The following is a 22,649-nucleotide window of genomic DNA, read 5'->3' on the forward strand; positions in this document are numbered from 1 at the left end:
AACCCTAAAGTTAAATGAAGCTTACCGGCCTAAAAAAGACCAGTAAATTCATTTCAACAAATCTAACTCAAACAATTTTCTTATTTACACTAGGTATATTAATCGTAAAACACTAATGTGTTACTTCTAATTCGTAATATTTAACCTTAGCAGAAGCCCCAGTATCTAGGGTTTGCAAATAGTTCCCTGCTTTAAAATAATTTTCAAAAACACTCCATTTTTCCATATGAATGTCTTCATATACCACAGATTCGGTTTCATTTAAGATAACTTCCAATCTGCCATTAGATGCAATAATTTCAAAAGTGAAAATGTCTGTACCTATCTCATCAGGGAAAGTATAGCCTTCATCATCGCCCCAAGCATCGGTATGTAATATTTGTTCATCTGAGGCATTAACATCTTTTAGGATTTTTGTTTTGACCCTAATTTTTCCATTTTCCCAATAAATTTTCAATATCGGAGGAGCATTATTATCATTCTCACCTATTAAATCTCGTTGCGCATTTGTTAGTCTACCATGTATCTGCATTACCATAGTTCTATGATAATCTCCACTTGCATCTGTTGTTATTTCTGGTACTGACAAGGTACCTTTCATACGCCCACCTTGAGCAAATGTCCAGTTTGTACTGTTGCTTCCGGGAACCATTTGTTCTCTTAGCTCTGTTCTTGAATAGGAGGAATTTGCTGTTGAAGAACCTGGCGAGGTATAAAATACTAGTGAACCATCTGTAGAATCATTGTACATATATGGCATTAACTTTTCATCTGTAGCATAATCTAAAATCTCTGGTGGCTCAACCTCATCAGGACTACCGATAGGCAATGTCACTTTCCAGTTACTTAAATCAATATTAGGTAAAAAGAAATCAACCCCTTCTACTATTACTTCTTCTTCCACTTCAGGCTCAGGAGTTTCTTCAACTTCTTCTTCAACCACTACCTCTGGAATAACTTCTGGCTCATTTACCTCAGAATCGTTACTACAACTACACATAGAAATTATAACAGTAAAAACTATAATGAACTGGTAGCTCATCTGTTTACTTACTTCTATTATTTTATTTATCATATTTCTAATTATTTATGCTCAACCTCAAGTTCATAAAAACTAACTTTTGCAAAAGAACCTTCATCTCTACTTTGAAAATAATTACCTGCTTTAAAGTAGTTTTCAAATATGCCCCAACGTTTCATATTAGCATCATCATAAACGGCAAATTCTGAATTATTGAGAGATACTACCATTTTACCTTCAGTAACTTTAATTTCTATTTGAAATTTACCAAAGCCTACTTCTTCTTCAAAATTAAATCCTTCATCATCTGTCCAAGCTTCTTCATGTAATATACCTACAGCGTTTACGCCTGAAAATTTGAGCTTTTTTGTTTTGACTCTAATCTTACCATTCTGCCAATAAATCTTTAATACAGGTGGTGCGTTATTATCTTTTTGACCTATTAAGTTTTTTTGTTCATTGGTTAATCTACCATGTATTTGTAAAATGATAATTTTATGATATTTACCATTACTATCCCTAGAGACCTCATCAACTGAAAGTTTAGCTTTTAAAGTACCGCCTTGACTAAATGTCCAATTGACATTATCATTACCCGGCACCATTTGCTCTCTAAGTTCTGATCTTGAATATTTAGTATTTGCTGTGGTCGCTGTAGTTGGGTAAGCGTAAAATGTTAATGCTCCTTTCGTTGAATCATTGTACATATAAGGCTTTAAAGTCTCATTTGTAGCATAATTCAAAATCTCGGGCGGTTCAACACTTATTGCGCCTCCTTTTCCTTTTCCCTCAGGTATCGTTACTTTCCAGTTACTTAAGTCGATCTTAGGTATCTTAATTTTCTTCTTTTTTTTGACTTTCCGAACTTTTACCTCAGATCCAGCTACACTATTATCTTTTTTCTGAGAATTAACATTAAAAGTCAAAAATAAAACTAGAACAAAAGTAAATTCCTTACACCCAAAAAATCTCATAGCATCTATTAATAATTGACCCAGCTGAAAATTAAGCTAGTTTTTAGTTTTCTATTAAATTTTTAAAAAACCACCCATTCTAATTTAGAATTGGGTGGCTTTTATTTTATAATGAATTACAATCTATAACTTGAATTGGATTTAATAAGTAAACGGAATTCAAAACAGATTATAATAGATTCATTAATCTACTGCTGTAACTTTAATATTATCAACCCAAGCATCTGCAGTTGTTAAAGAATACATCCAAATGGTAACTTGACCACTAGCATTAGATGTAAAAACATCTGAACCGAGTGAAAAATTACCTTTGCCATTTGCAACATCAACTACAGCTCTTGCCAAAGGACCAGTGCCAGTAGAACTAGCAAACGCATCTGCACCATTTCCATCAAACCAACCATCTAATATTTCTACATAAACAGCATCACCACTATTTGTTATGGCTGCACTAAACTCAATCGTATATTGTTGATTAGCTTCTACCGTAATTTCTTGATAAGCAGCCCTAGTATCAGATGTTCTTGATAAATTCTCAAGCGGACCTACCATTGTAGAGCTACTTGAATATTTGGCACCCGGTGTTTTAGAACCTGTATCTACACCGCCATAATCAAACACATCACCATCAGAACTAGTATTAAATGCATTGGTATTACTACCGTCAAAGCTTGAAGGTTTCCAACTAGAAGAGCCAGCTGAAAAATCACCGTTAAGAACTTCAACAACAAAACCTTCTGCTATTGTCAATTGTTCAGAAGCTTCACTTGTATTACCCGTAATACTGGTAGCAGTTAATTTCACTGTATAAATACCATCTTCTTCATAAGTGTGTGAAGGATTCATGCCCGTAAATTGGAAGCCATCTCCAAACTCCCATAAAAGCATTACAGCATCTTCCGAGGCATCCATAAATGAATATGTCTGGTAGTCAGCTGCGTCAACCTCAAAGGTAAAAGCTGCAGTTACCGGTGCCAAAATAGTAATATTCTTACTTAACTCAGCCGATAAATTAGAATCATTTGTAGCAGTTAATGTTACAGTGTACGTATCGGCACTTTCATAAATATGAGTTGGTGTTTCTTCTGTTGAAGTGTTACCATCACCAAAATTCCATTCGAAACTTGTTGCACCAGTGGAAGAATTAGTAAAGGAATACTCCAAGTAATTTTCATCACTTTGAACAGAAGTAAACCCTGTAGATGGTGGCACTGCACCTGCTGCACCTATGTCGATGGTAAAATCATCAAGTCTTCCTTCAACCTCACCATTAGTAAAGTAAATTGCCACGGTATTGTTTACACCTGAATTAAAAGATAATTTTTGTTGTACATAAACGTCTGGCTCAGAATCATCTGTAACAGTTACTGAAGCAATTGTACCTTCTAAAACCTCTGCATCCGTCGTAAAAGTTCCGCCATTTGCGGTGACACCTAATATAGCAACAGTCATAGATGGATCTGAAGAACCACCTAACATAGTGTACCAGAAACTAACATCATAATTTGAATCTGGTTCTACAGTAATTTCTTGATAACCTACACGATCTCCCGCAGGAGTTGGTAATTTAGCACCTTGATCACCAAATGTTACCGGGCTTCCAGTAATTTGAATTACTCCACCTAAATCGTTATTTCTCCAAGAATCACGACCATCTCCACCACCATCTGGCAAAGTACCATCTTCAAAGCCTGCTTCTAAAATAATTGGTTGAAACGGACCTTCTACAACCAGTACTTCAACAGTAGTGGAACCAGTAACACCGTTTGCATCTGTAGCGGTTAAGGTTACAGGATAGGTACCTTCACCATCAAAGGTGAATGAAGCATCTTTATCTGTTGTGGTATTACCGTTACCAAAATCCCAAATAAAATTACTTGCTTCAGAAGATAAATTACTGAAAGTAATGGTTTTAAAATCATCTATAGATGCTGCATATGAAAAGCTAGCTGCAGGAAAAGCAGTATCAACCTGTGAATTTGCACCTGGTAAATCATCTCTAAAAAGCTCATCATTTACACAACTAGCCACAAAACCAGCCGTCACCAAACATAGCAGCAGCAGTTTTGCTTTATTTAATATACTTAATTTACGATTCATAGTTTTTTATTTTAATATTAATACCCTGGGTTTTGTGTTAACAAACCTCCACTTAAATTAATTTCACTTGCTGGAATTGGCAATAATAATGACCTTGCAGTAAAAATGTAGCCCATTTCTATTGCATGCGCACTCAATACTGTTTCTGCCACCCCAAACCTTAACAGATCGAAAAAACGTTGATTCTCAAATGCCAGCTCTACTCGTCTTTCTGCAAGCAGCTCAGTTTTAGATACACTTGATACACTGTTTGGAGCGGTATCTGGAAATGCTCTATCTCTTACTTCTTGAAAAGCCATTAGCGCACCTAAATCTGATGTGCTAGTTCCTGTACCAATAGAAGCCTCAACCCGCATTAAAAGTACATCTGCATAACGAATCGCGATATAATCATTCCCTGCATCACGGGCATTGTTACCATATGTTGGCGGAAACACTGAAAAATCAGATCCATCTGGCAAAAACTTAGTTACTTCTGTTCTAGTAGGGAAAGTAAAATAGGAAACATTTGTTCTATCCCCTCCTAAAGCGGTGAAGTCTGCAATTAAATTATCATTTACAATATTTTGACCATCATCGCCACCTTGACGAAAAGTAGAAGTAAACTCAGCCGAGAAACCTTGACTTTCTTGTGCATTTCCTGTTACATACTGTACTGCAAAAATAATTTCATCATTTAGTTCAGAGTAAAAGACATCATTGTAGTCTGACATTAACGAAAATCTACCACTACTAATTATAGCGTCACATAATTGTTGTGCACCTACATAATTACGGTCAGGTTGTGTCATGTATACTTTCGCCAATAAGGCTTGTGCCGCAGCTCTAGAAGCTCTCGATTTAGAACCATTATCCAATACGCTTACCGCTTCTTGTAAATCTGATACAATTTGCGCATACACTTGTTCTACAGATACTCTAGTAAAAAGCGCTTCTTTATCATCTGACAGTACTACCTCTGTAACCAATGGCACCTCACCATAAAGTCTAACTAAATTAAAATAAGCATAAGCTCGTAGAAACTTTGCTTCTGCCGTGTATTTAGGCTGATTAGCCGCGTCTGCAATATCTATATAATCTAAAATATTGTTAACTCTAAAAATGACCTCATACATTGATTGGTAATAATCTTCAGATTCTACGTTAGTAGCGTCTACTACATATCTGTGAAAATCGGCTTTAGACCCTTCTAATGTTTGTGTTCTTGTATTATCAGAACGATGCTCTGTCAAAAGATGCTCTAATTGAACACCTCTATTGGCATTAGCTTCGTTGCCTTCTGTATTTTCATTAACACCTTGTAAACCGTCATAGATACCATAAATACCAGATAGTACGTCTGCGTCTGTTTGAAAAAACGATTCTACGGCTATAGCAGTCTCTGGTAATGGGCTCAAAAACTCATCACTACAGGACAAAAAAACAGAACCTGTAATCGCAAAGACTAAAAATTTTATATGTTTCATAATGTATTGTGTGTATTAAAATTAAAAATCGATGTTCATACCTATAGTTAACGTACTGAATATAGGTGTACCCGCACGTTGAGACCCATAAGCTCTTGGATCAGAACCATCTATAAATTCTGGATTAAAACCATGATAATCGTTTGCGGTGATATATAATAGGTTTTGTGCTGTTCCATAAACTCTTAAACCGGTCAACCCAAATTTATCTAAAGACTCACGCGAGAAATTATAACCTAAATTAACATTCCTTAATGATAAGTAATTTGCACTTGCGATTACCTCGCTAGTCAATACCTTTTCTTGAATAAAAGAAACATCAGACACATAACCATCAGCAACTGCCTGTAATGCACCACCACTTCTCGTTTGATTACCGAACCAGTTATAAAAATATTCATCACCTATATTATTTACTTGTGCCCCTAAACTACCTTGAACCATGAAAGAAAAATCAAAATTCCCTATCTGAAATTCATTGGTGAAACTGTAAATTAAATCCGGATAAGGATCACCAAGTATTGTTTTATCTTCTGCGGTAATAATACCATCACCATTCAGATCCAATACTTTAGTATCTTGAGCTTCACCATTAATTCTGTTCCATGGATTGTCTACATAAGTTGTTCTATACTCCACATCTGAATATGTTGGATCTACTACATAACCCCAGAAAGAAGAAATAGGTTCACCAATACGATTAATCCATTGCGAGTTTCTACCATAAGTATCTTCTATTAATGCATTATTAGAATCTCCAAAACTTAATAATTCGTTTTGGTTGGTAGAGGCAATAAAAGTAGAATTCCACCTAAATTTCTCGGTTAAGATATTTTTGGTCCTTAATTCCAATTCCCATCCTGTATTTTGAACTTCACCTAGATTTACAATACCACTACTAAACCCTGTTATATAAGACACTGGATTTTCCAATAGTAATTTATCACTAGTTCTTTGGTAGTAATCTAATGACCCAGATATTCTGTTATTAAAAAACCCGAAATCAACTGCAGGGTTAAATTCTTCTGACGCCTCCCATTGCAGCAAAGCATTAGCTATGTTTAGTGGTGATACACCTGTAACTACATTTCCGTCTACAACAGCATTCGTATTATTCAATAATGCTAAATAAGGATATGTGTTGATATTATCGTCACCTACATTAAAATTCTCTGACCCAGTTAAACCGTAACTAACCCTAAATTTTAAATTATTGATGATTTTACTATCTTTTAAGAAGTCTTCTTTAGCAACATTCCAACCAGCTGATATTGCAGGGAAATTACCATACTTTGTATCTAGACCAAAAACAGAACTACCATCGCGTCTAAAAGAGGCATTAAACAAATATTTATCATTATAAGCATAGTTTAACCTAGCAAAATAACCTACTTTTTTGCGTACTACATTTACCTCTTCAAATTCAGAAATAGCAGTAGCACCCTCTAAGTTCTTCAACAAGTCATTGGTATATCCGTTACCGGTCACCTCACTATTTTGACTCGATCTTTGCTGTACGGTCATACCTGCCAACAAATCTAAATCGTGATTACCAAAAGTCTTATTGTATGTTAAAAGATTATCTGAAACCAATCTTACACGATTTCTATTTTGAAGATTGTATTGAGCTCTACTATTACCAGATGCATGGTGTTTTGTACCATCCCATCTAGTTCTTTTACGCTGCTCTAAAGTAACACCTAATGATGTTTTAGCCTTAAGACCAGGCAAAATTTCATAACTTAAGTAAGTGGATCCAAATAAATTAGTATTGTACTCATAATGCTCTCTTTCAACATATTGCGCATAAGGGTTAGAATCACCAGAGGTACGTGGTCTACTTGTACTGCCGTCACCGTTGATATCTAAATTTAACAAGTGATTTTCGTAGAAGTAATCACCAACCCCAACATCAGGATATACATCCCTATCTATAAACTGAAGTGATTCAGCAGTATGATAAATAGGCAACCATGGAGATTGGCGTATTGGATTGTGTATGGATGTCGGCAAACTTCTTTGTTTAGAATAAGACGGTGTTACACTAAGTCCAAATCGCATCTTTTTACCAAATTTCGTATCCATTTTCAAGTTTGCAGTATACAATTTATAATCATCTGTAATTACAACACCCTCATCATGTAAAGCTCTTAAAGAAGCACTGAATTTCGTATCCTCTGAACCTCCTCTGGCAGAGAATGAATGACTTGTAATATTACCGCCATCAAAGAAAACATCTTGCCAATCTCTATCAACGCCTGTTGTAGCTACTAATAATTGAGCATATTGTGTCTCATTTGAAAGTTCACCTGTAGCAGCAAGTTCTTCAGCCGCCCATTTCGAAACACTTTTTCTATAATCATCACTACCATGTGCTTCTTTGCGACCTGTGTAGGTTTGATAGCTGAATTTCGTTTTACCTGCCTTACCACTTTTAGTAGTAATTAAAATAACACCGTTAGCACCCTCACTACCATAAATAGCAGCAGATGCGGCATCTTTTAAAACTTCAAAAGATTCAACGTCATTCATATCTATATTCCCAAGAAAATCAGAACTCACGACAATACCATCGACCACTAATGCAGGTCCAGAATCTGCCGTTACAGAACCAACACCTCTAATTCTAATAGTAGGAGCAGCACCTGCCTCAGCGCTTGTAGCCTGAATATTAACACCGGACACTTGCCCAATTAACGCATCATCGACCCTTGAAACTGCGATTTGATCTAAAGTTTCATTTACTACCTTAGAAACAGATCCTGTTATAGACGATTTCTTTTGTGTACCATAACCAACTACAACAACCTCGTCTAGTTGACTAGTATCTTCTTTTAAAGTAATACTTACATTATTTTGAGCTACAATAGCAACAGATTCTGTACCATACCCTATATATGAGATACGTAACAAATCACCGCTAGTAACTTGAATGGTAAAATTACCGTCAAAATCTGTTTGCGTACCTTTTGTTGTGTTCGCCACAAGTACATTTGCTCCAGGTATAGGCACGTTGTCTACATCTACTACAGTACCCGATAAGCTATAAGCTTCTTGAGCAAATAATTGCACATTGACCAGCAACATTGCAATCATAAAAAGTTTAATTCTAAAATTCATTTCTGTTAAATTAAGTTAGTTCTATTGAATTTGTTAATACCATTATTGCATCAACTTACAAATGTGATGTTGTTTTCACATTGAAATCCTCATTCTACCAATACACCTATTCCTATTTATAGTTAAATACAACTTTTATTATAGCAAGAAAATAGTTTTATGGCAATAATTACATGTTTGTGTGATACTCCTTTCTAAATGAAGTGATTATCAATTAAAAAAAGAAGGCGAGCACCCATCCTTTTTTCTGCCGTTTTTTTTTAAGGTTTCATGTCTATTTTTTTAGTTAGTAAAAATTTGTCTCAAGTGATATTTTAACTGGTTTACCAAATTGGTTCATCAAACTGGTTTACCAAATATATGTTATTATCTTGTTAAAAAAAATTACTTCAACTAATAAACACTCAAAATTTTAAGATTTAACACAATAAAGCCATCTTATATTAAGTATTTCATAATTAATAATCATAATATCTGGTTATTTCTAAATCAAAGAAAACATCGGTACATATTGGTCTCCGAAAGATTAAACTAAGATTAGAATGACAGTTCTTGAAGAGAATTACAATGAATCAAATAATTTACCGCATTGTAAAAACTAGTTCACCATTTAAAGTTAAATTCTATATAATACCCAGAATTAAACTTGAATTTTTACCTATTCTCTATAAAAAAGGTTTGCTAAAAATATAGGAAGGTGATATGATGGCTGAGTAGTGATGACAATAAACAATTGATAATCACCAAATACAATTACGTACAAAGTGGAAATAAAATAAGAAATAACACCAACTTTTTTTGCATCTAAAGAAGTAATGCAGAAACGTTTTAAAATAACAGAAGTATAACTATAAGGAAAGTACTAAAAATAAAAAAAGGCTTCCATTTTCATGAAAGCCTTTTAACCTGTGGGCCCTACTGGATTCGAACCAGTGACCCCCTGCTTGTAAGGCAGGTGCTCTGAACCAACTGAGCTAAGAGCCCCAAAAGGAGTGCAAATATATAATACTTTTACATTCCACAAAAGAAAAATTAATAAAAATTTACAGAACTTCTGCTACAATAAAATTACTGCCGCCAACATATATAAAATCATTCTTTTTTGCATGTTTTTTCGCTGATTTAAATGCCTTATTTACAGACTTATAAACCTCACCTTTAAAATTGAGGTCATAAAATAGCTCTGCCAAAATATTTTCATCCAAACCCCTAAATATTTTCGGTTTGCAAAAATAATAGGTTGCATTTTTAGGAAATAAAGGTATAATTTGACTAATATCTTTGTCTTTAACGAAACCTATTACTATATGAAGATTTTCATATTGCTGTGTTTTTAGTTGATTCAAAACTATAGATATACCTTCTTTGTTATGGGCTGTATCACAAACTATAGCGGGATCTTCACCAATTTGTTGCCAACGCCCCATCAAATTGGTATTCTCAATTACTCGCTTTAATCCTAAAACAATATCGTTTTCTTCCACTTTGAAATTAGACAATAGGTTTAAAGTCGCTAAAACGCCTTTTATATTTTTCTTTTGATAAGAACCTAATAAACCTATTTCATAAGTTGGATACTCATTATCTTCTGCAAATACTATAGGTGCATTTACCTCTTTCGCTTTCGCCTTAAATACCGGTTCTGTCTCATCATTATATTCACTTATAACCACAGGCACATGAGACTTTATAACACCGGCCTTCTCTTTAGCTATTAATGGAATGGTATGACCTAGCATGTCAACATGGTCTAAACCAATATTTGTAATTAAAGCAACCTCTGGTATAATAATATTCGTAGAATCGAGCCTACCACCTAAACCTACCTCTATTACCGCTATATCTACTTTCTCATATTCAAAATATAAGAACGCCATACCAACTGTCATTTCAAAAAATGAAAGTTGGTTAATATTAAAATAAGATTGATTTTGAGCAATAAAATCCACCACCCAGCTCTTTCCTATTTTTTTTCCATTAACACGAATACGCTCTCTAAAATCTTTTAAATGAGGTGAAGTATAAAGTCCGACCTTATAGCCTGCTTCTTGCAAAACAGACGCTAATAAGTGACTGCTTGAACCTTTACCGTTAGTACCGGCAACATGAATGCTCTTAAATTTTGTATGTGGATTATCTAAATGTTCGGCAAATGAAGTAATGCCATCTAGTTTTGAATTAAAGGCTACTTTACCTTTATTTTGATACATTGGAAGTTGTGCAAACATCCAATCTAATGTTTCTTTATAGGTCACTCTCCTAATTTGAAGTTTACAACTACGAAACCAACTTGTTGATTTGGGGCATTGCTATCTAAATTCCATTTATGCATGAATGCCGTCTTTTTAGCTGGCTCTAGTAAACACGGATTATTGTTTGTAGTACCACGAACACCTGGCTCAGCACTAATTACTTTTCCATTTCTATCCACAACAATTTTTACTACTACTCTACCAGATTCGTTGCATTCTTGCTGCACTTTACCCTTATTTACTAAGGAACGACCGTTTAATCCGTATCCACCAGTTCCACTTCCGCTACCAGGACTTCCATAATAACTAGTAGCGTAAGGGTCACCATCTGGTTGACCTTTATCCCCTGCTTTATTATCATCTCCTTCAGTACCTGATGCGGTACCGTCAGATTTATTAAGACCACCCATCATTGCATCTAAAGCTTTCTTTTTAGCCTCTTGCTCTTGGCGCGCCTTGTCTTCGGCATCTTTCTTTTGTTTAGCTATTTTTGCCGCATCAGCCTTTTTCTTATTCTCTGCAGCTTCTGCTTTTCTTTTTGCATCTGCAGCAGCTTCATCAGCCTTTCTTTTAGCTTCTTTTGCCTGATTGATTTTTATAGCCTCTTCATTATCTTGAGTCAATAACTTTTCTGCAGGCGCCTCTTTCTCGGCCGCAGCTTCTTCGACTTCTTCTACAGGCAATTCTACAGCCTCTTCTACCTCTTGCTTTGTAGGTTCTACTGGAGGTGTATCTAATGGCTCTGATTGTATTTTTTCTTTTGGCTGCACTTTACCACTACCAAATTCCATAGTCCCAAAATTGACCGAGATTCCATTCTCTTCTGGCGGATCCATGTATGTTAGACCAATATAAAATAAAACCAATAACAGTGTACTTAACAACAATGTGGTAAGTGTCAATGATTTCTTTTTATGTTTCGTATCTAAAAATGCCATTTAATTTGGGCGTACTGCCAAAATAACTTTATAATTATTTCTGTTCGCAATATCCATAACATTCACTGCTTCTTTTATCGCAACACTTTCTTCTGCCCTTAGTATAATAGTAGGACTATCTTGACCAGCTAAAGCTTTTTTCAGCTCGATCTCTATATACTCTCCATTAATACGTTCATCATTAACAAAGTACTGTAGGTTCTTATCGATACTTACAGATACATTTTGAGTATTTGTAGATTTTCCTTTTGCTTTTGGCAGCAACAAATCTAAAGCATTTGGTGAATTAGCCGTTAGCATGAAAAATATCAACAACAAGAATACTATATCTGTCATTGAAGACATACTAAAGTCTGGACTGACTTTATTTCTTCCTTTTAATTTCATAGTATAAAATTAAAGAGGTTCGTTTAAAAGATCTAAGAATTCTACCGCGTTAGCTTCCATTTTATGCACCACCTTATCGGTTCTGTTCACCAAATGGTTATACCCAACATAAGCAATAATACCTACTATTAGACCCGCTACCGTAGTTGTCATAGCAGTATAGATACCCGAAGCTAAAGACCCCATCTCTGCTTGACCGCCACTACTTGCCATTTCATGAAAGGCAAGTATCATACCTATTACGGTACCCAAGAAACCAATCATTGGTGCCGCACCAGCTACTGTAGCAAGTATACTTACATTTTTTTCTAGCTTATATACCTCTAAAGTACCAGCATTTTCAATTGCGGTATTTATATCGTCTAATGGCTTACCAATTCTAGATACACCTTTCTCGGTCAATCTAGCTACAGGCGAATCAGTTTGTGCACAAAGAAGTTTTGCAGCATCTAATTTACCCGAAGTAACATAATCACGAATTTGATTCATAAAATTCTTATCTATTTTAGATGCCGCATTTACAGCAAGCAAACGCTCAAAATAGATATATAACGCTACACCTAACATTATAAATAGTACCGAAATAATGATGACACTACCCGTACCCCCATTAAATATTAAATCTATAACCGAAAGAGTTTTCTCTTCAGACAATAATTCGTCGCTCGCATTTTGAGCCAAATCCTGGAATAATAACATAGTATTCTTTAAGTATTGAATTTGCCTTTATAACGATGATTTGCGAATTAAATTATCCGTGAAGTACAAAATCTCTTAATAGGATAAAAACAACAGCCCCACTAATAAAACCTGCAAATGCCAACCATGCTATTTTCTTAAGATACCAGAAAAAATCAATTTTCTCCATACCCATTGCAACAACACCTGCGGCAGATCCAATTATCAACATACTACCACCTGTACCAGCAGAATAAGCGATAAAATGCCATAACGGATTATCTAAAGGCTCGCTAAACATCCCCATACTTGCAGCAACCAATGGAACGTTATCAATAACCGCCGATCCCAAACCAAATAATAAAACCACAATATCGGTATTAGGTATAGCCTCATTAAGCGCTCCTGCAGCATTAAAAAGTATACCTAATGACTCCATAGCAGCTACTGCCAATAAAATTCCTAAGAAGAAAAGTATACTTGGTAATTCTATTTTAGATAAAGAATGATGAACAGGACTATGGTGCCCTTCACTATCTTGACCTTCTTGATCTACCGAAGAGATGCTGAATTTCTTATTACTATATATTTCGGCGAAAGTTGCTACAACAGCTAACGATAACATCATACCTACATAAGGTGGCAAATGAGTTACGGTCTTAAAAATAGGAACGAATAAAATAGCGCCTAGACCTAAATACAACATTACTCCGCTATACTTAGACTTAGAATTTTCACCATCTAACTCACCATCAATTAAACCTTTAAACACTTTAAACCTACTTGCAATAACAACAGGTACCAACATACAAACTAATGAAGGTAAAAGTACGTGAAGAACCAATTGACCGGCACTTACTCGATTCGCAATCCACAACATCGTTGTTGTAACATCGCCAATAGGCGACCAAGCACCACCAGCGTTTGCAGTAATAACGATCATACCAGCAAACCACAATTTTGTTTCCCTATCCTTAATTACCTTTTGAAGTATAGTAATTAAAACTATAGTAGCCGTAAGGTTATCTATTATTGCTGATAATATAAATGCTAATATTGAAAACAACCAAAGCAATTTCCCTTTTTGCTTTGTTTTAATAAAGCCTTTTATAGTTGCAAAACCATCGAAATAATCAATTATCTCTACAATTGTCATCGCACCTAGTAAGAAAAATAAAATTTCCGCAGTTTTTCCTAGATGATGCAAAAGTGATTCTTCCATCATATGCATTCGATCTAAATGCTCAAAATTATTAAACCCTTCTACAAGACTTTGCTGAGCAGAATCAAACCAGTTCTCATAACCATCTATTCCAAGAGCAATCAGTGCCCAAAGTATAGCCATCATGGCTAAAGCTGGAATTAATTTATCTATTTTAAGATTGTGTTCTAAGGTAATGGCAAGGTAACCTGCCAAAAAAACAATTACAATGATGGTTTCCATATTAGTCGGTTTTTTGAGTAACTAGTTAGTAGTTGTAAATATAGGTTCTAATTCTAAAAAATAAATCTTCCAAATATATTTAAAATTGTCTGTGAATTCCTAATGAATTGACAATAATACCGAAGTTATTTGACTTCCAAATACTTAAATCGATACTATTCTAAATTTAACAAGTTTTTAGTGACCACATTTTAACGTATAAGAAAATGTTAAATAGTTATCTCTCGACAATTGACAACCAACATTTGTTTTAAAATAGATTAAAAGAGGCTTTTTAAGTTGAATATTTAACGAGTATATCTTTATCTTTGAGAAGATAACTTTTATAAAATTTACATGGATTTTTCTTTAACTGAAGAACAACAACTTATTCAACAAGCAGCACGCGATTTTGCCCAAACTGAATTACTACCTGAGGTAGTGGAACGTGATGATGCACAAAGATTCCCTAAAGAAGAAGTTAAAAAATTAGGCGAACTCGGATTTTTAGGAATGATGGTAGATCCGGCTTACGGCGGAAGCGGTTTAGACACCTTATCATATGTTTTGGCTATGGAAGAAATCTCTAAGATTGATGCCTCTACTTCTGTAATTATGTCGGTAAATAATTCTTTGGTTTGCTGGGGATTAGAAAAATTTGGTTCTGAAGCTCAAAAAGAAAAATATCTCACGAAGCTTTCAACCGGTGAACAAATTGGCGCATTCTGTCTTTCTGAACCTGAAGCTGGTAGCGATGCTACTTCTCAAACAACAACAGCAATAGACATGGGTGACCATTATATTGTTAACGGTACTAAAAACTGGATTACCAACGGTGGCACAGCTAGCACATATATTGTCATAGCCCAAACTGACAAAGAGAAAAAACATAGGGGAATAAATGCCTTAATTATTGAAAAAGGTGCTCCAGGATTTGAAATTGGTCCTAAAGAGAACAAACTCGGTATTAGAGGTAGCGACACTCATTCTTTGATATTCAACGATGTAAAAGTGCCTAAAGAAAATAGGATTGGCGAAGATGGCTTCGGTTTCAAGTTCGCCATGAAAACTTTGGCCGGTGGTCGTATTGGTATTGCTGCGCAAGCTTTAGGAATTGCTGCAGGCGCTTACGAATTAGCTTTAAAATACTCTAAAGAACGTAAGGCGTTCGGTACCGAGATCAGCAATCATCAAGCTATAGCTTTTAAACTTGCAGATATGCATACCGAAATTCAAGCAGCAAGGTTGCTTGTATATCAATCTGCTTTGGATAAGGATAATGGTAATGATTATGACCTTTCTGGTGCTATGGCTAAATTATATGCTTCAAAAGTAGCTATGGAAACCACTGTTGAAGCCGTACAAATTCATGGTGGAAACGGATTTGTAAAAGATTACCATGTAGAAAGATTAATGAGAGATGCAAAAATCACTCAGATATATGAGGGTACTTCCGAAATACAAAAAATCGTAATTTCAAGAAGTATTTTAAAATAAAAATGTGCCTTCTTAATAAACACCCCTATAAATTATAGGGGTGTTTTTATTTTCAGCCAACACTAACTTTGTTACCCTCTCAATAAAGTTAGGCTTAATTGTTAGAAAGTTATATAAACTGAAACTTACCCCCTTTGCAAACCATTCATTTACGTAATATTAACTTAAATTTATCAATCTGATAAATTCAAGGTTTCAAAAATCCATAATTATCGATTTTTTAAGCTTTTATTTATTTCGTTGAATTTTTTATTAGAATCTATTCGAATCATTGAACATAATTCAATTAAATTGATATTTTTGAAGAAATACCACAAAAGATGACATTGAAAAAGCAAGGATTATATCTACCGGAATTTGAACATGATAACTGTGGGGCTGGTTTTATCTGTAGCCTTAAAGGAAAGAAATCTAACGACATTATACATAAAGCGTTGGAAATTCTTGAACGTTTAGAACATAGAGGTGCTGTAAGTGCTGACGGTAAAACAGGAGATGGTGCGGGTATATTAATAGACATACCTCATGATTTTTTTCAGGCTGTATGTAGTTTTGAATTACCAAAAGCTGGTGACTATGCTGTTGGTAATATATTCTTTCCACGTAAAGCTAATCAGCGAGATTTTTGTATTTCGGTATTTGAAGAAAATATTAAAAAACAGGGGTTAAAATTATTAGGGTGGAGAGATGTACCTGTAAATAGATCAATACCAGGTAGAATTGCAGCTGAGACAGAACCTTTTGTAAAGCAAATCTTTGTTGCGAAAGAAAACGAAGAACAAGACTTTTTTAATTTTAACCTAAAATTGTTCATTGCTAGAAAAGTAACAGAACATACGATTATAAAATCAAAATTATCTGAAAGTAAATTCTTTTACGTACCAAGTTTATCGACTAAAATAATTATTTTCAAAGGTTTATTGATGCCTTTAGACATTAGCCTGTATTACTCAGACTTAATGGACTCTAGAGTTGTAACCAGATTAGCATTGGTACACCAACGATTTTCAACAAATACTTTCCCTACTTGGGATCTGGCACAACCATTTAGATATATGTGCCACAACGGTGAAATCAACACCCTAAGAGGTAATGTTACTCGCATGTTCTCTAGAGAAGAGTTATTGAAGAGCGACGTATTTGGTGAAGAAATTAAAAACATACTTCCTGTAATTTTACCTGGCAAATCAGATTCTGCTACCATGGATATGGTTGTTGAATTATTATTAATGACAGGTAGATCACTACCAGAAGTAATGATGATTCTAGTTCCTGAAGCTTGGGAGAAAAATACAGAGATGTCTAAAGCTAAAAGAGCATTCTACGAATATCACTCTTGTATGATGGAACCTTGGGACGGACCTGCATCTATACCTTTCACAGATGGTAACTTTATTGGTGCTGTTTTAGATAGAAACGGACTAAGACCTTCAAGATATACAGTTACAAAAGATGACTATGTAGTAATGTCTTCAGAAACTGGTGTTGTAGATATTACACCAGAGAATGTTGAATTTCATGGTCGCTTACAACCGGGCAAGATGTTCTTGGTAAATATGGAAGAAGGTAGAATTATTAACGATGAAGAAATTAAAGAGAACATCGCTCAAAAATTCCCTTACCAGAAATGGCTAGATGATAATCTTGTTCATTTAAAAGACATACCATATAACGATTGTCCTTTATTTTTAGGAGAAGAGACTTTAGAAAAAAGAAAATCTGTTTTCGGTTATACATTAGAAGATATTAACACGATAGTGTTACCAATGGCGAAAGCTGGTAAAGAACCAATTGGATCAATGGGTTCAGACACACCAATTGCTGTTTTATCTCAACGCCCTCAATTAATATATAATTACTTTAAACAATTATTTGCTCAAGTAACGAACCCGCCTTTAGATGGTATTCGTGAAGAATTGATCACAGATATCAGTTTAACTTTAGGTAGTGATCATAATGTATTTGAGTTTTCAGAATTACACTGTAGAAAACTTAAAATTCAAAATCCTGTAATTTCTAAAGAGGATTTGGATAAAATTAAAAATTACGATGTAAGTCCAGATTACAAAGTAGTATCAATTTCGATGTTATATGCTATCAAGCAAGGGCATAACGGACTAGAAGATGCTTTACAAGCATTATTAAATCAAGCATCTAAAGCTGTAGATGAGGGAGCAAACATTATTATACTTTCCGATAGAAATGTTACAGAAGAAATGGCCCCTATACCAGCACTTCTGGCTTGTTCATTTGTAAATAGTGGATTGCAGAAACTAGGCAAACGTTCTAAACTAAGTGTTATCATAGAATCTGCAGAACCACGCGAAGTACATCATTTCGCTTTATTATTTGGTTTTGGTGCAAGTGCTATAAATCCATATTTGGTTAACGAAATTATTGCAGAGCAAATAGAGGAACATGATATTACAGAAATATCATTTGACGATGCAATTAAAAATTACAATAAGGCTGTTGGAAAAGGCATCTTAAAAGTGATGAACAAAATCGGTATTTCAACGCTGAACTCTTACCGTGGATCTCAACTTTTTGAATGTATAGGTATCAATACCAAGGTGGTTGAAAAATATTTTCCGAATACACCAACACGTATTCAAGGTATAGGTCTATATCAAATTGAAAAAGAGATTGCACTACGTCATCATAAAACATTTAGCAAAAAACATATCGATGCTAATTTAGATTTAGAAATTGGTGGTGAATATAGATGGAGAAGAGATGGTGAAAAACACATGTTCAATCCATTATCCATTGCCAAGCTTCAAAAGTCTGTTCGTAATAATGAGCCTGACACTTACAAAGAGTACTCAAGTATGGTTAATGAGCAATCTAAAAACCTTATGACGATTAGAGGTCTTTTTGAATTCTCTAATTATGATCCAATTCCTTTAGAAGATGTTGAACCATGGACAGAAATTGTGAAAAGGTTTAAAACTGGTGCAATGTCTTATGGATCTATCAGTAAAGAAGCTCATGAGAATCTAGCGATTGCGATGAACCGTATAGGCGGCAAAAGTAATTCAGGAGAAGGTGGTGAAGATGAAGGTAGATTCTATAAAAATTCAACTGGTGATTGGAGAAATAGTGCTATAAAACAAGTTGCCTCAGGTAGATTTGGTGTTACATCCAACTACTTGACAAATGCAAAGGAAATTCAAATAAAAATGGCACAAGGTGCCAAGCCGGGTGAAGGTGGTCAATTACCCGGACCGAAAGTAAATCCTGAAATTGCAAAAACAAGAAATTCTACTCCATATGTAGGTTTAATTTCTCCACCACCGCATCATGATATTTATTCGATTGAAGATTTATCTCAACTTATATATGATTTAAAATCTGCGAATAGAAAAGCTAGAATTAATGTTAAATTGGTTTCTGAAGTTGGTGTAGGAACCGTTGCTGCAGGTGTTGCAAAGGCCAAAGCCGATGTAGTATTAATATCTGGTTTTGACGGTGGTACGGGAGCATCTCCCTTAACTTCGTTAAAACATTGTGGTTTACCTTGGGAGCTTGGAATTGCCGAAGCCCAACAAACACTCGTTTTAAATGATTTAAGAAATAGAATTGTTCTTGAATGTGACGGACAATTAAAAACAGGTAGAGATGTTGCCGTAGCTTGCCTTTTAGGTGCCGAAGAATTCGGCTTTGCTACTGCTCCATTAGTGGCGTCTGGTTGTATAATGATGCGTGTATGTCACTTAAATACTTGCCCAGTAGGTATCGCAACTCAGAACCCTGAGTTAAGAAAGAAATTTAAAGGTAAACCAGAACACGTTGTTAACTATATGTATTTTGTAGCACAAGAGTTACGAGAAATTATGGCTCAATTAGGCTTTAAGACCATCAATGAAATGGTAGGTCAGGTTCAAAAACTAGATCGTAAAAAAGCAATTGATCACTATAAAGCAGCCGGAATTGATTTAACACCTATTTTACATCAAGTAGATGTACCTAAAGGAACTAAATTTTACAATACAGAAAAGCAAAAGCACGATATAGATAAATCTATAGAGTTCGATATTATTGCAAAAGCTAATCCGTCATTATTTAGAAAAGAGAAATTAACTTTAGATTACCCAATTTGTAATACTGACCGTGCCGTAGGAGCAATAATAAGCAATGAAATTTCTAAAACCTATGGTGCAGAAGGTTTACCAATAAATACACTGCGACTTAATTTTACGGGGTCTGCAGGACAAAGTTTTGGTGCCTTCGCAACAAGGGGACTTACTATGATCGTTAATGGAAACACTAATGATTATTTAGGAAAAGGGCTTTCAGGTGCCAAACTGGTTATTAAAGTACCAGAAAAATCAACTATAATACCTGAAGACAATGTAATTACAGGAAACGTTACTTTATATGGAGCTACCGCAGGTAGAGCATACATTAATGGAAAAGCCGGCGAGCGTTTTTGTGTTCGAAATTCAGGAGCCAAAGCCGTAGTGGAAGGTATAGGTGATCACGGTTGTGAATATATGACTGGTGGTGTTGCCGTAATTCTTGGTGAAGTAGGCAGAAACTTCGGAGCGGGTATGAGTGGCGGTATCGCATTTGTTTTAGATGATAACAAAACATTTAAAAAGAGATGTAGCACAGAAGGACTGAACCTTTTAGAAGTAACGGAGACAAATGATATAAAGCAATTAAAAGAATTAATTGAAAGCCATTACAACTCAACATTGAGTCCATTAGCACAACGTATTTTAGAAAACTGGGAATCGTATTTACCTAAATTCGTTAAGGTCTTACCTGAAGAATACAGACAAGCTTTAATCAGATTAGAGGAAGAAAATTTACAAACTATTTAAAATCGGAATATGGGAAAGATTACAGGATTTTTAGAATTCGATAGAAAAATTGAAGCATACGAACCGGTTGAGGAACGTTTAAAAGATTATAAAGAATTTACAATACCATTACCTGAAAAGGAGATGAAAGAGCAAGGTGCTCGTTGCATGGATTGTGGTATACCTTTTTGTCATAGTGGTTGCCCTTTAGGAAATTTAATTCCTGATTTTAACGATGCAGTTTACCGCTCTAAATGGGAAAAAGCTAGTGAAATTTTACATTCAACAAACAATTTTCCAGAATTTACAGGAAGATTATGCCCAGCACCATGCGAAGAAGCTTGCGTACTGGGTATTAATGAAGATCCCGTAACAATTGAAAATATTGAAAAAAATATTGTTGAAACTGCATTTAAAAAAGGATGGATTACCGCAAAACCACCTTTAAATAAAACGGGTAAGAAAGTTGCAGTTGTTGGTTCAGGACCTGCCGGTCTTGCCACTGCTCAACAATTAAATAGAGCTGGTCATGATGTTACTGTATTTGAACGTGATGAAAAACCTGGCGGATTAATGCGTTATGGTATTCCAGATTTCAAAATGGAGAAAAACGTAATTGATAGACGTTTAGATGTTCTTAAAGAAGAAGGAATAACTTTTAAATGCGGAGTACATATTGGTGTAGATATTAAAGCTGATACTCTTAAAGAAGAATATGATGCCATAGTATTAACTGGTGGTGCTACCATCAGAAGAAATTTACCGATTGAAGGTTCAGATTTAAAAGGTGTAGTTCAAGCTATGGATTTCCTAGGTCAAAACAATAGACGTGTAGACGGCATTAAAGATTTAGGAGAAGAAATTAAAGCTACTGGTAAAGATGTCGTTGTAATAGGTGGTGGTGACACTGGATCTGATTGTATCGGTACTTCTTTTCGTCATGGAGCTACTTCTGTATCCAATTTCGAAATTATGCCAATGGCTACAACAGAAAGACCAGAAGGTCAACCTTGGCCATTTTGGCCAATGAGACTAAGAACAAGTTCTTCCCATAAGGAAGGAGCTGAACGTTTCTTCAGTATATCTACAAAGAAATTTATAGGTGATGCCGATGGTAATTTAAAGGGATTAATAACTTCAGAAGTGGAATGGATTAACATTCCTGGGCAACGTCCACAACTAAAAGAAGTTCCTGGTACAGAAAAGGAATGGAAATGTGAATTAGCATTATTAGCTTTAGGTTTTACAGGTTCTGAAAATACTGTTGCAAGCCAATTAGGTTTAGAAATGGATGCTAGAACGAATATTAAGGCATCTGAAAATGATTATAAAACTAATGTAGCAGGTGTATTTGCTGCTGGTGATCAAAGAAGAGGTCAATCTTTAATTGTTTGGGCCATATCTGAAGGCAGACAAGCTGCACATCATGTAGATAAATACTTGATGGGCGAAACAGCTTTACCTCTTAAGGGTGAAGGTGATTTACCAAGAGTATAGTTACTACTTTAAATATTATTAAGAAAGCCCCAGCTATTTATTTAGTTGGGGCTTTCTTATTTATAACAAGAATTAGGTAACATAAATCATGACAAATATATTTTCCAGTTCAATTTCGTTAAGGCAATTAAATAGTTGCACGTGTATATTTATATTCAAGAAGGATGATAAATTGAATAATTAGTTTCGTTATTCATTTCATCTAATTAGACAAACACTTATGTATATAGTCTCTAACAGTTATAACATCTAACCTAAACAATTGTAGAATATCAATCCTTCTAATAAAGTTAACCCTATCAATTAATTTCTAAATTAAAGAATAAGTAGTAGTGATGATGTTCCTATTGCTATTCCCTTGTCATTGGGCGTTTATGGATCAGGGTCTGTTGGATCTATGGTATAAAAAAAGCCCTTTACATTATTGTAAAGGGCTTTCGAAAAAGGCGGCTACCTACTCTCCCACTTGATATAGCAGTACCATCGGC

The 22,649-nt window shown here is 34.9% G+C and carries 13 protein-coding genes and 1 tRNA gene; 3 read left to right on the forward strand and 11 right to left on the reverse strand.

The window, feature by feature from the left end:
* Positions 1-112: 112 nt before the first annotated feature.
* From CLV90_RS18175 to nhaD, 11 genes are all read right to left on the reverse strand, one after another.
* Positions 113-1,075 carry a polysaccharide lyase family 7 protein gene (locus CLV90_RS18175; RefSeq protein ID WP_243835552.1) on the reverse strand — a complete coding sequence of 321 codons (963 nt, stop codon included), beginning with the start codon at positions 1,073-1,075 and terminating at the stop codon, positions 113-115.
* An 8-nt stretch (positions 1,076-1,083) separates the two neighbouring features.
* Complete coding sequence (locus CLV90_RS18180) at positions 1,084-1,995, reverse strand: polysaccharide lyase family 7 protein (RefSeq protein WP_133688934.1); 912 nt, start codon at positions 1,993-1,995, stop codon at positions 1,084-1,086.
* A gap of 183 nt (positions 1,996-2,178) precedes the next feature.
* Positions 2,179-4,095: a PKD domain-containing protein gene (locus CLV90_RS19560; RefSeq protein ID WP_133688935.1), complete on the reverse strand. Its 1,917-nt coding sequence runs from the start codon at positions 4,093-4,095 to the stop codon at positions 2,179-2,181.
* Positions 4,096-4,112: 17 nt separating this feature from the next.
* The gene (locus CLV90_RS18190; protein ID WP_133688936.1) at positions 4,113-5,561 is read right to left on the reverse strand and encodes a RagB/SusD family nutrient uptake outer membrane protein; all 1,449 of its coding nucleotides are present in this window, start codon (positions 5,559-5,561) and stop codon (positions 4,113-4,115) included.
* Positions 5,562-5,582: 21 nt separating this feature from the next.
* Positions 5,583-8,681: a SusC/RagA family TonB-linked outer membrane protein gene (locus CLV90_RS18195; protein ID WP_133688937.1), complete on the reverse strand. Its 3,099-nt coding sequence runs from the start codon at positions 8,679-8,681 to the stop codon at positions 5,583-5,585.
* Between the two features lie 909 nt (positions 8,682-9,590).
* Positions 9,591-9,665: transfer RNA gene (locus CLV90_RS18200), tRNA-Val, on the reverse strand.
* A gap of 59 nt (positions 9,666-9,724) precedes the next feature.
* Positions 9,725-10,936 carry a bifunctional folylpolyglutamate synthase/dihydrofolate synthase gene (locus CLV90_RS18205; RefSeq protein WP_133688938.1) on the reverse strand — a complete coding sequence of 404 codons (1,212 nt, stop codon included), beginning with the start codon at positions 10,934-10,936 and terminating at the stop codon, positions 9,725-9,727.
* Positions 10,933-11,871 (reverse strand): energy transducer TonB, encoded by a 939-nt coding sequence (locus tag CLV90_RS18210; protein WP_133688939.1) that lies wholly within the window; start codon positions 11,869-11,871, stop codon positions 10,933-10,935. The genes CLV90_RS18205 and CLV90_RS18210 overlap by 4 nt, the downstream gene beginning before the upstream one ends.
* Positions 11,872-12,258 carry an ExbD/TolR family protein gene (locus CLV90_RS18215; protein WP_133688940.1) on the reverse strand — a complete coding sequence of 129 codons (387 nt, stop codon included), beginning with the start codon at positions 12,256-12,258 and terminating at the stop codon, positions 11,872-11,874.
* A 9-nt stretch (positions 12,259-12,267) separates the two neighbouring features.
* On the reverse strand, positions 12,268-12,957 hold the full coding sequence (locus CLV90_RS18220; protein ID WP_133688941.1) for a MotA/TolQ/ExbB proton channel family protein: 690 nt from the start codon (positions 12,955-12,957) through the stop codon (positions 12,268-12,270).
* Between the two features lie 52 nt (positions 12,958-13,009).
* Positions 13,010-14,380 carry a sodium:proton antiporter NhaD gene (nhaD, locus tag CLV90_RS18225; protein WP_133688942.1) on the reverse strand — a complete coding sequence of 457 codons (1,371 nt, stop codon included), beginning with the start codon at positions 14,378-14,380 and terminating at the stop codon, positions 13,010-13,012.
* A 336-nt stretch (positions 14,381-14,716) separates the two neighbouring features.
* Here nhaD and CLV90_RS18230 point away from each other — a divergent pair, with 336 nt between their 5' ends.
* The 3 genes from CLV90_RS18230 to CLV90_RS18240 all read left to right on the forward strand — a co-directional run bounded on the left by CLV90_RS18230 (position 14,717) and on the right by CLV90_RS18240 (position 22,161).
* Positions 14,717-15,856, forward strand: coding sequence for an acyl-CoA dehydrogenase (locus CLV90_RS18230; RefSeq protein ID WP_133688943.1), 1,140 nt, complete (start codon positions 14,717-14,719; stop codon positions 15,854-15,856).
* Positions 15,857-16,176: 320 nt separating this feature from the next.
* A complete protein-coding gene (gene gltB / locus CLV90_RS18235) occupies positions 16,177-20,685 on the forward strand; it encodes a glutamate synthase large subunit (protein ID WP_133688944.1) in 4,509 nt (1,502 codons plus the stop codon).
* A gap of 9 nt (positions 20,686-20,694) precedes the next feature.
* Positions 20,695-22,161: a glutamate synthase subunit beta gene (locus CLV90_RS18240; RefSeq protein WP_133688945.1), complete on the forward strand. Its 1,467-nt coding sequence runs from the start codon at positions 20,695-20,697 to the stop codon at positions 22,159-22,161.
* Positions 22,162-22,649: the final 488 nt, after the last annotated feature.

This window comes from Maribacter spongiicola (assembly GCF_004364165.1).
Lineage (GTDB): Bacteria > Bacteroidota > Bacteroidia > Flavobacteriales > Flavobacteriaceae > Maribacter > Maribacter spongiicola.

What these genes read in the sequence shown, in the direction of transcription:
- CLV90_RS18175 (WP_243835552.1), bottom strand. Translation starts at nt 1,075, where the DNA reads ATGATAAATAAAATAATAGAAGTAAGTAAACAGATGAGCTACCAGTTC.
- CLV90_RS18180 (WP_133688934.1), bottom strand. Translation starts at nt 1,995, where the DNA reads ATGAGATTTTTTGGGTGTAAGGAATTTACTTTTGTTCTAGTTTTATTT.
- CLV90_RS19560 (WP_133688935.1), bottom strand. Translation starts at nt 4,095, where the DNA reads ATGAATCGTAAATTAAGTATATTAAATAAAGCAAAACTGCTGCTGCTA.
- CLV90_RS18190 (WP_133688936.1), bottom strand. Translation starts at nt 5,561, where the DNA reads ATGAAACATATAAAATTTTTAGTCTTTGCGATTACAGGTTCTGTTTTT.
- CLV90_RS18195 (WP_133688937.1), bottom strand. Translation starts at nt 8,681, where the DNA reads ATGAATTTTAGAATTAAACTTTTTATGATTGCAATGTTGCTGGTCAAT.
- CLV90_RS18210 (WP_133688939.1), bottom strand. Translation starts at nt 11,871, where the DNA reads ATGGCATTTTTAGATACGAAACATAAAAAGAAATCATTGACACTTACC.
- CLV90_RS18215 (WP_133688940.1), bottom strand. Translation starts at nt 12,258, where the DNA reads ATGAAATTAAAAGGAAGAAATAAAGTCAGTCCAGACTTTAGTATGTCT.
- CLV90_RS18220 (WP_133688941.1), bottom strand. Translation starts at nt 12,957, where the DNA reads ATGTTATTATTCCAGGATTTGGCTCAAAATGCGAGCGACGAATTATTG.
- nhaD (WP_133688942.1), bottom strand. Translation starts at nt 14,380, where the DNA reads ATGGAAACCATCATTGTAATTGTTTTTTTGGCAGGTTACCTTGCCATT.
- CLV90_RS18230 (WP_133688943.1), top strand. Translation starts at nt 14,717, where the DNA reads ATGGATTTTTCTTTAACTGAAGAACAACAACTTATTCAACAAGCAGCA.
- gltB (WP_133688944.1), top strand. Translation starts at nt 16,177, where the DNA reads ATGACATTGAAAAAGCAAGGATTATATCTACCGGAATTTGAACATGAT.
- CLV90_RS18240 (WP_133688945.1), top strand. Translation starts at nt 20,695, where the DNA reads ATGGGAAAGATTACAGGATTTTTAGAATTCGATAGAAAAATTGAAGCA.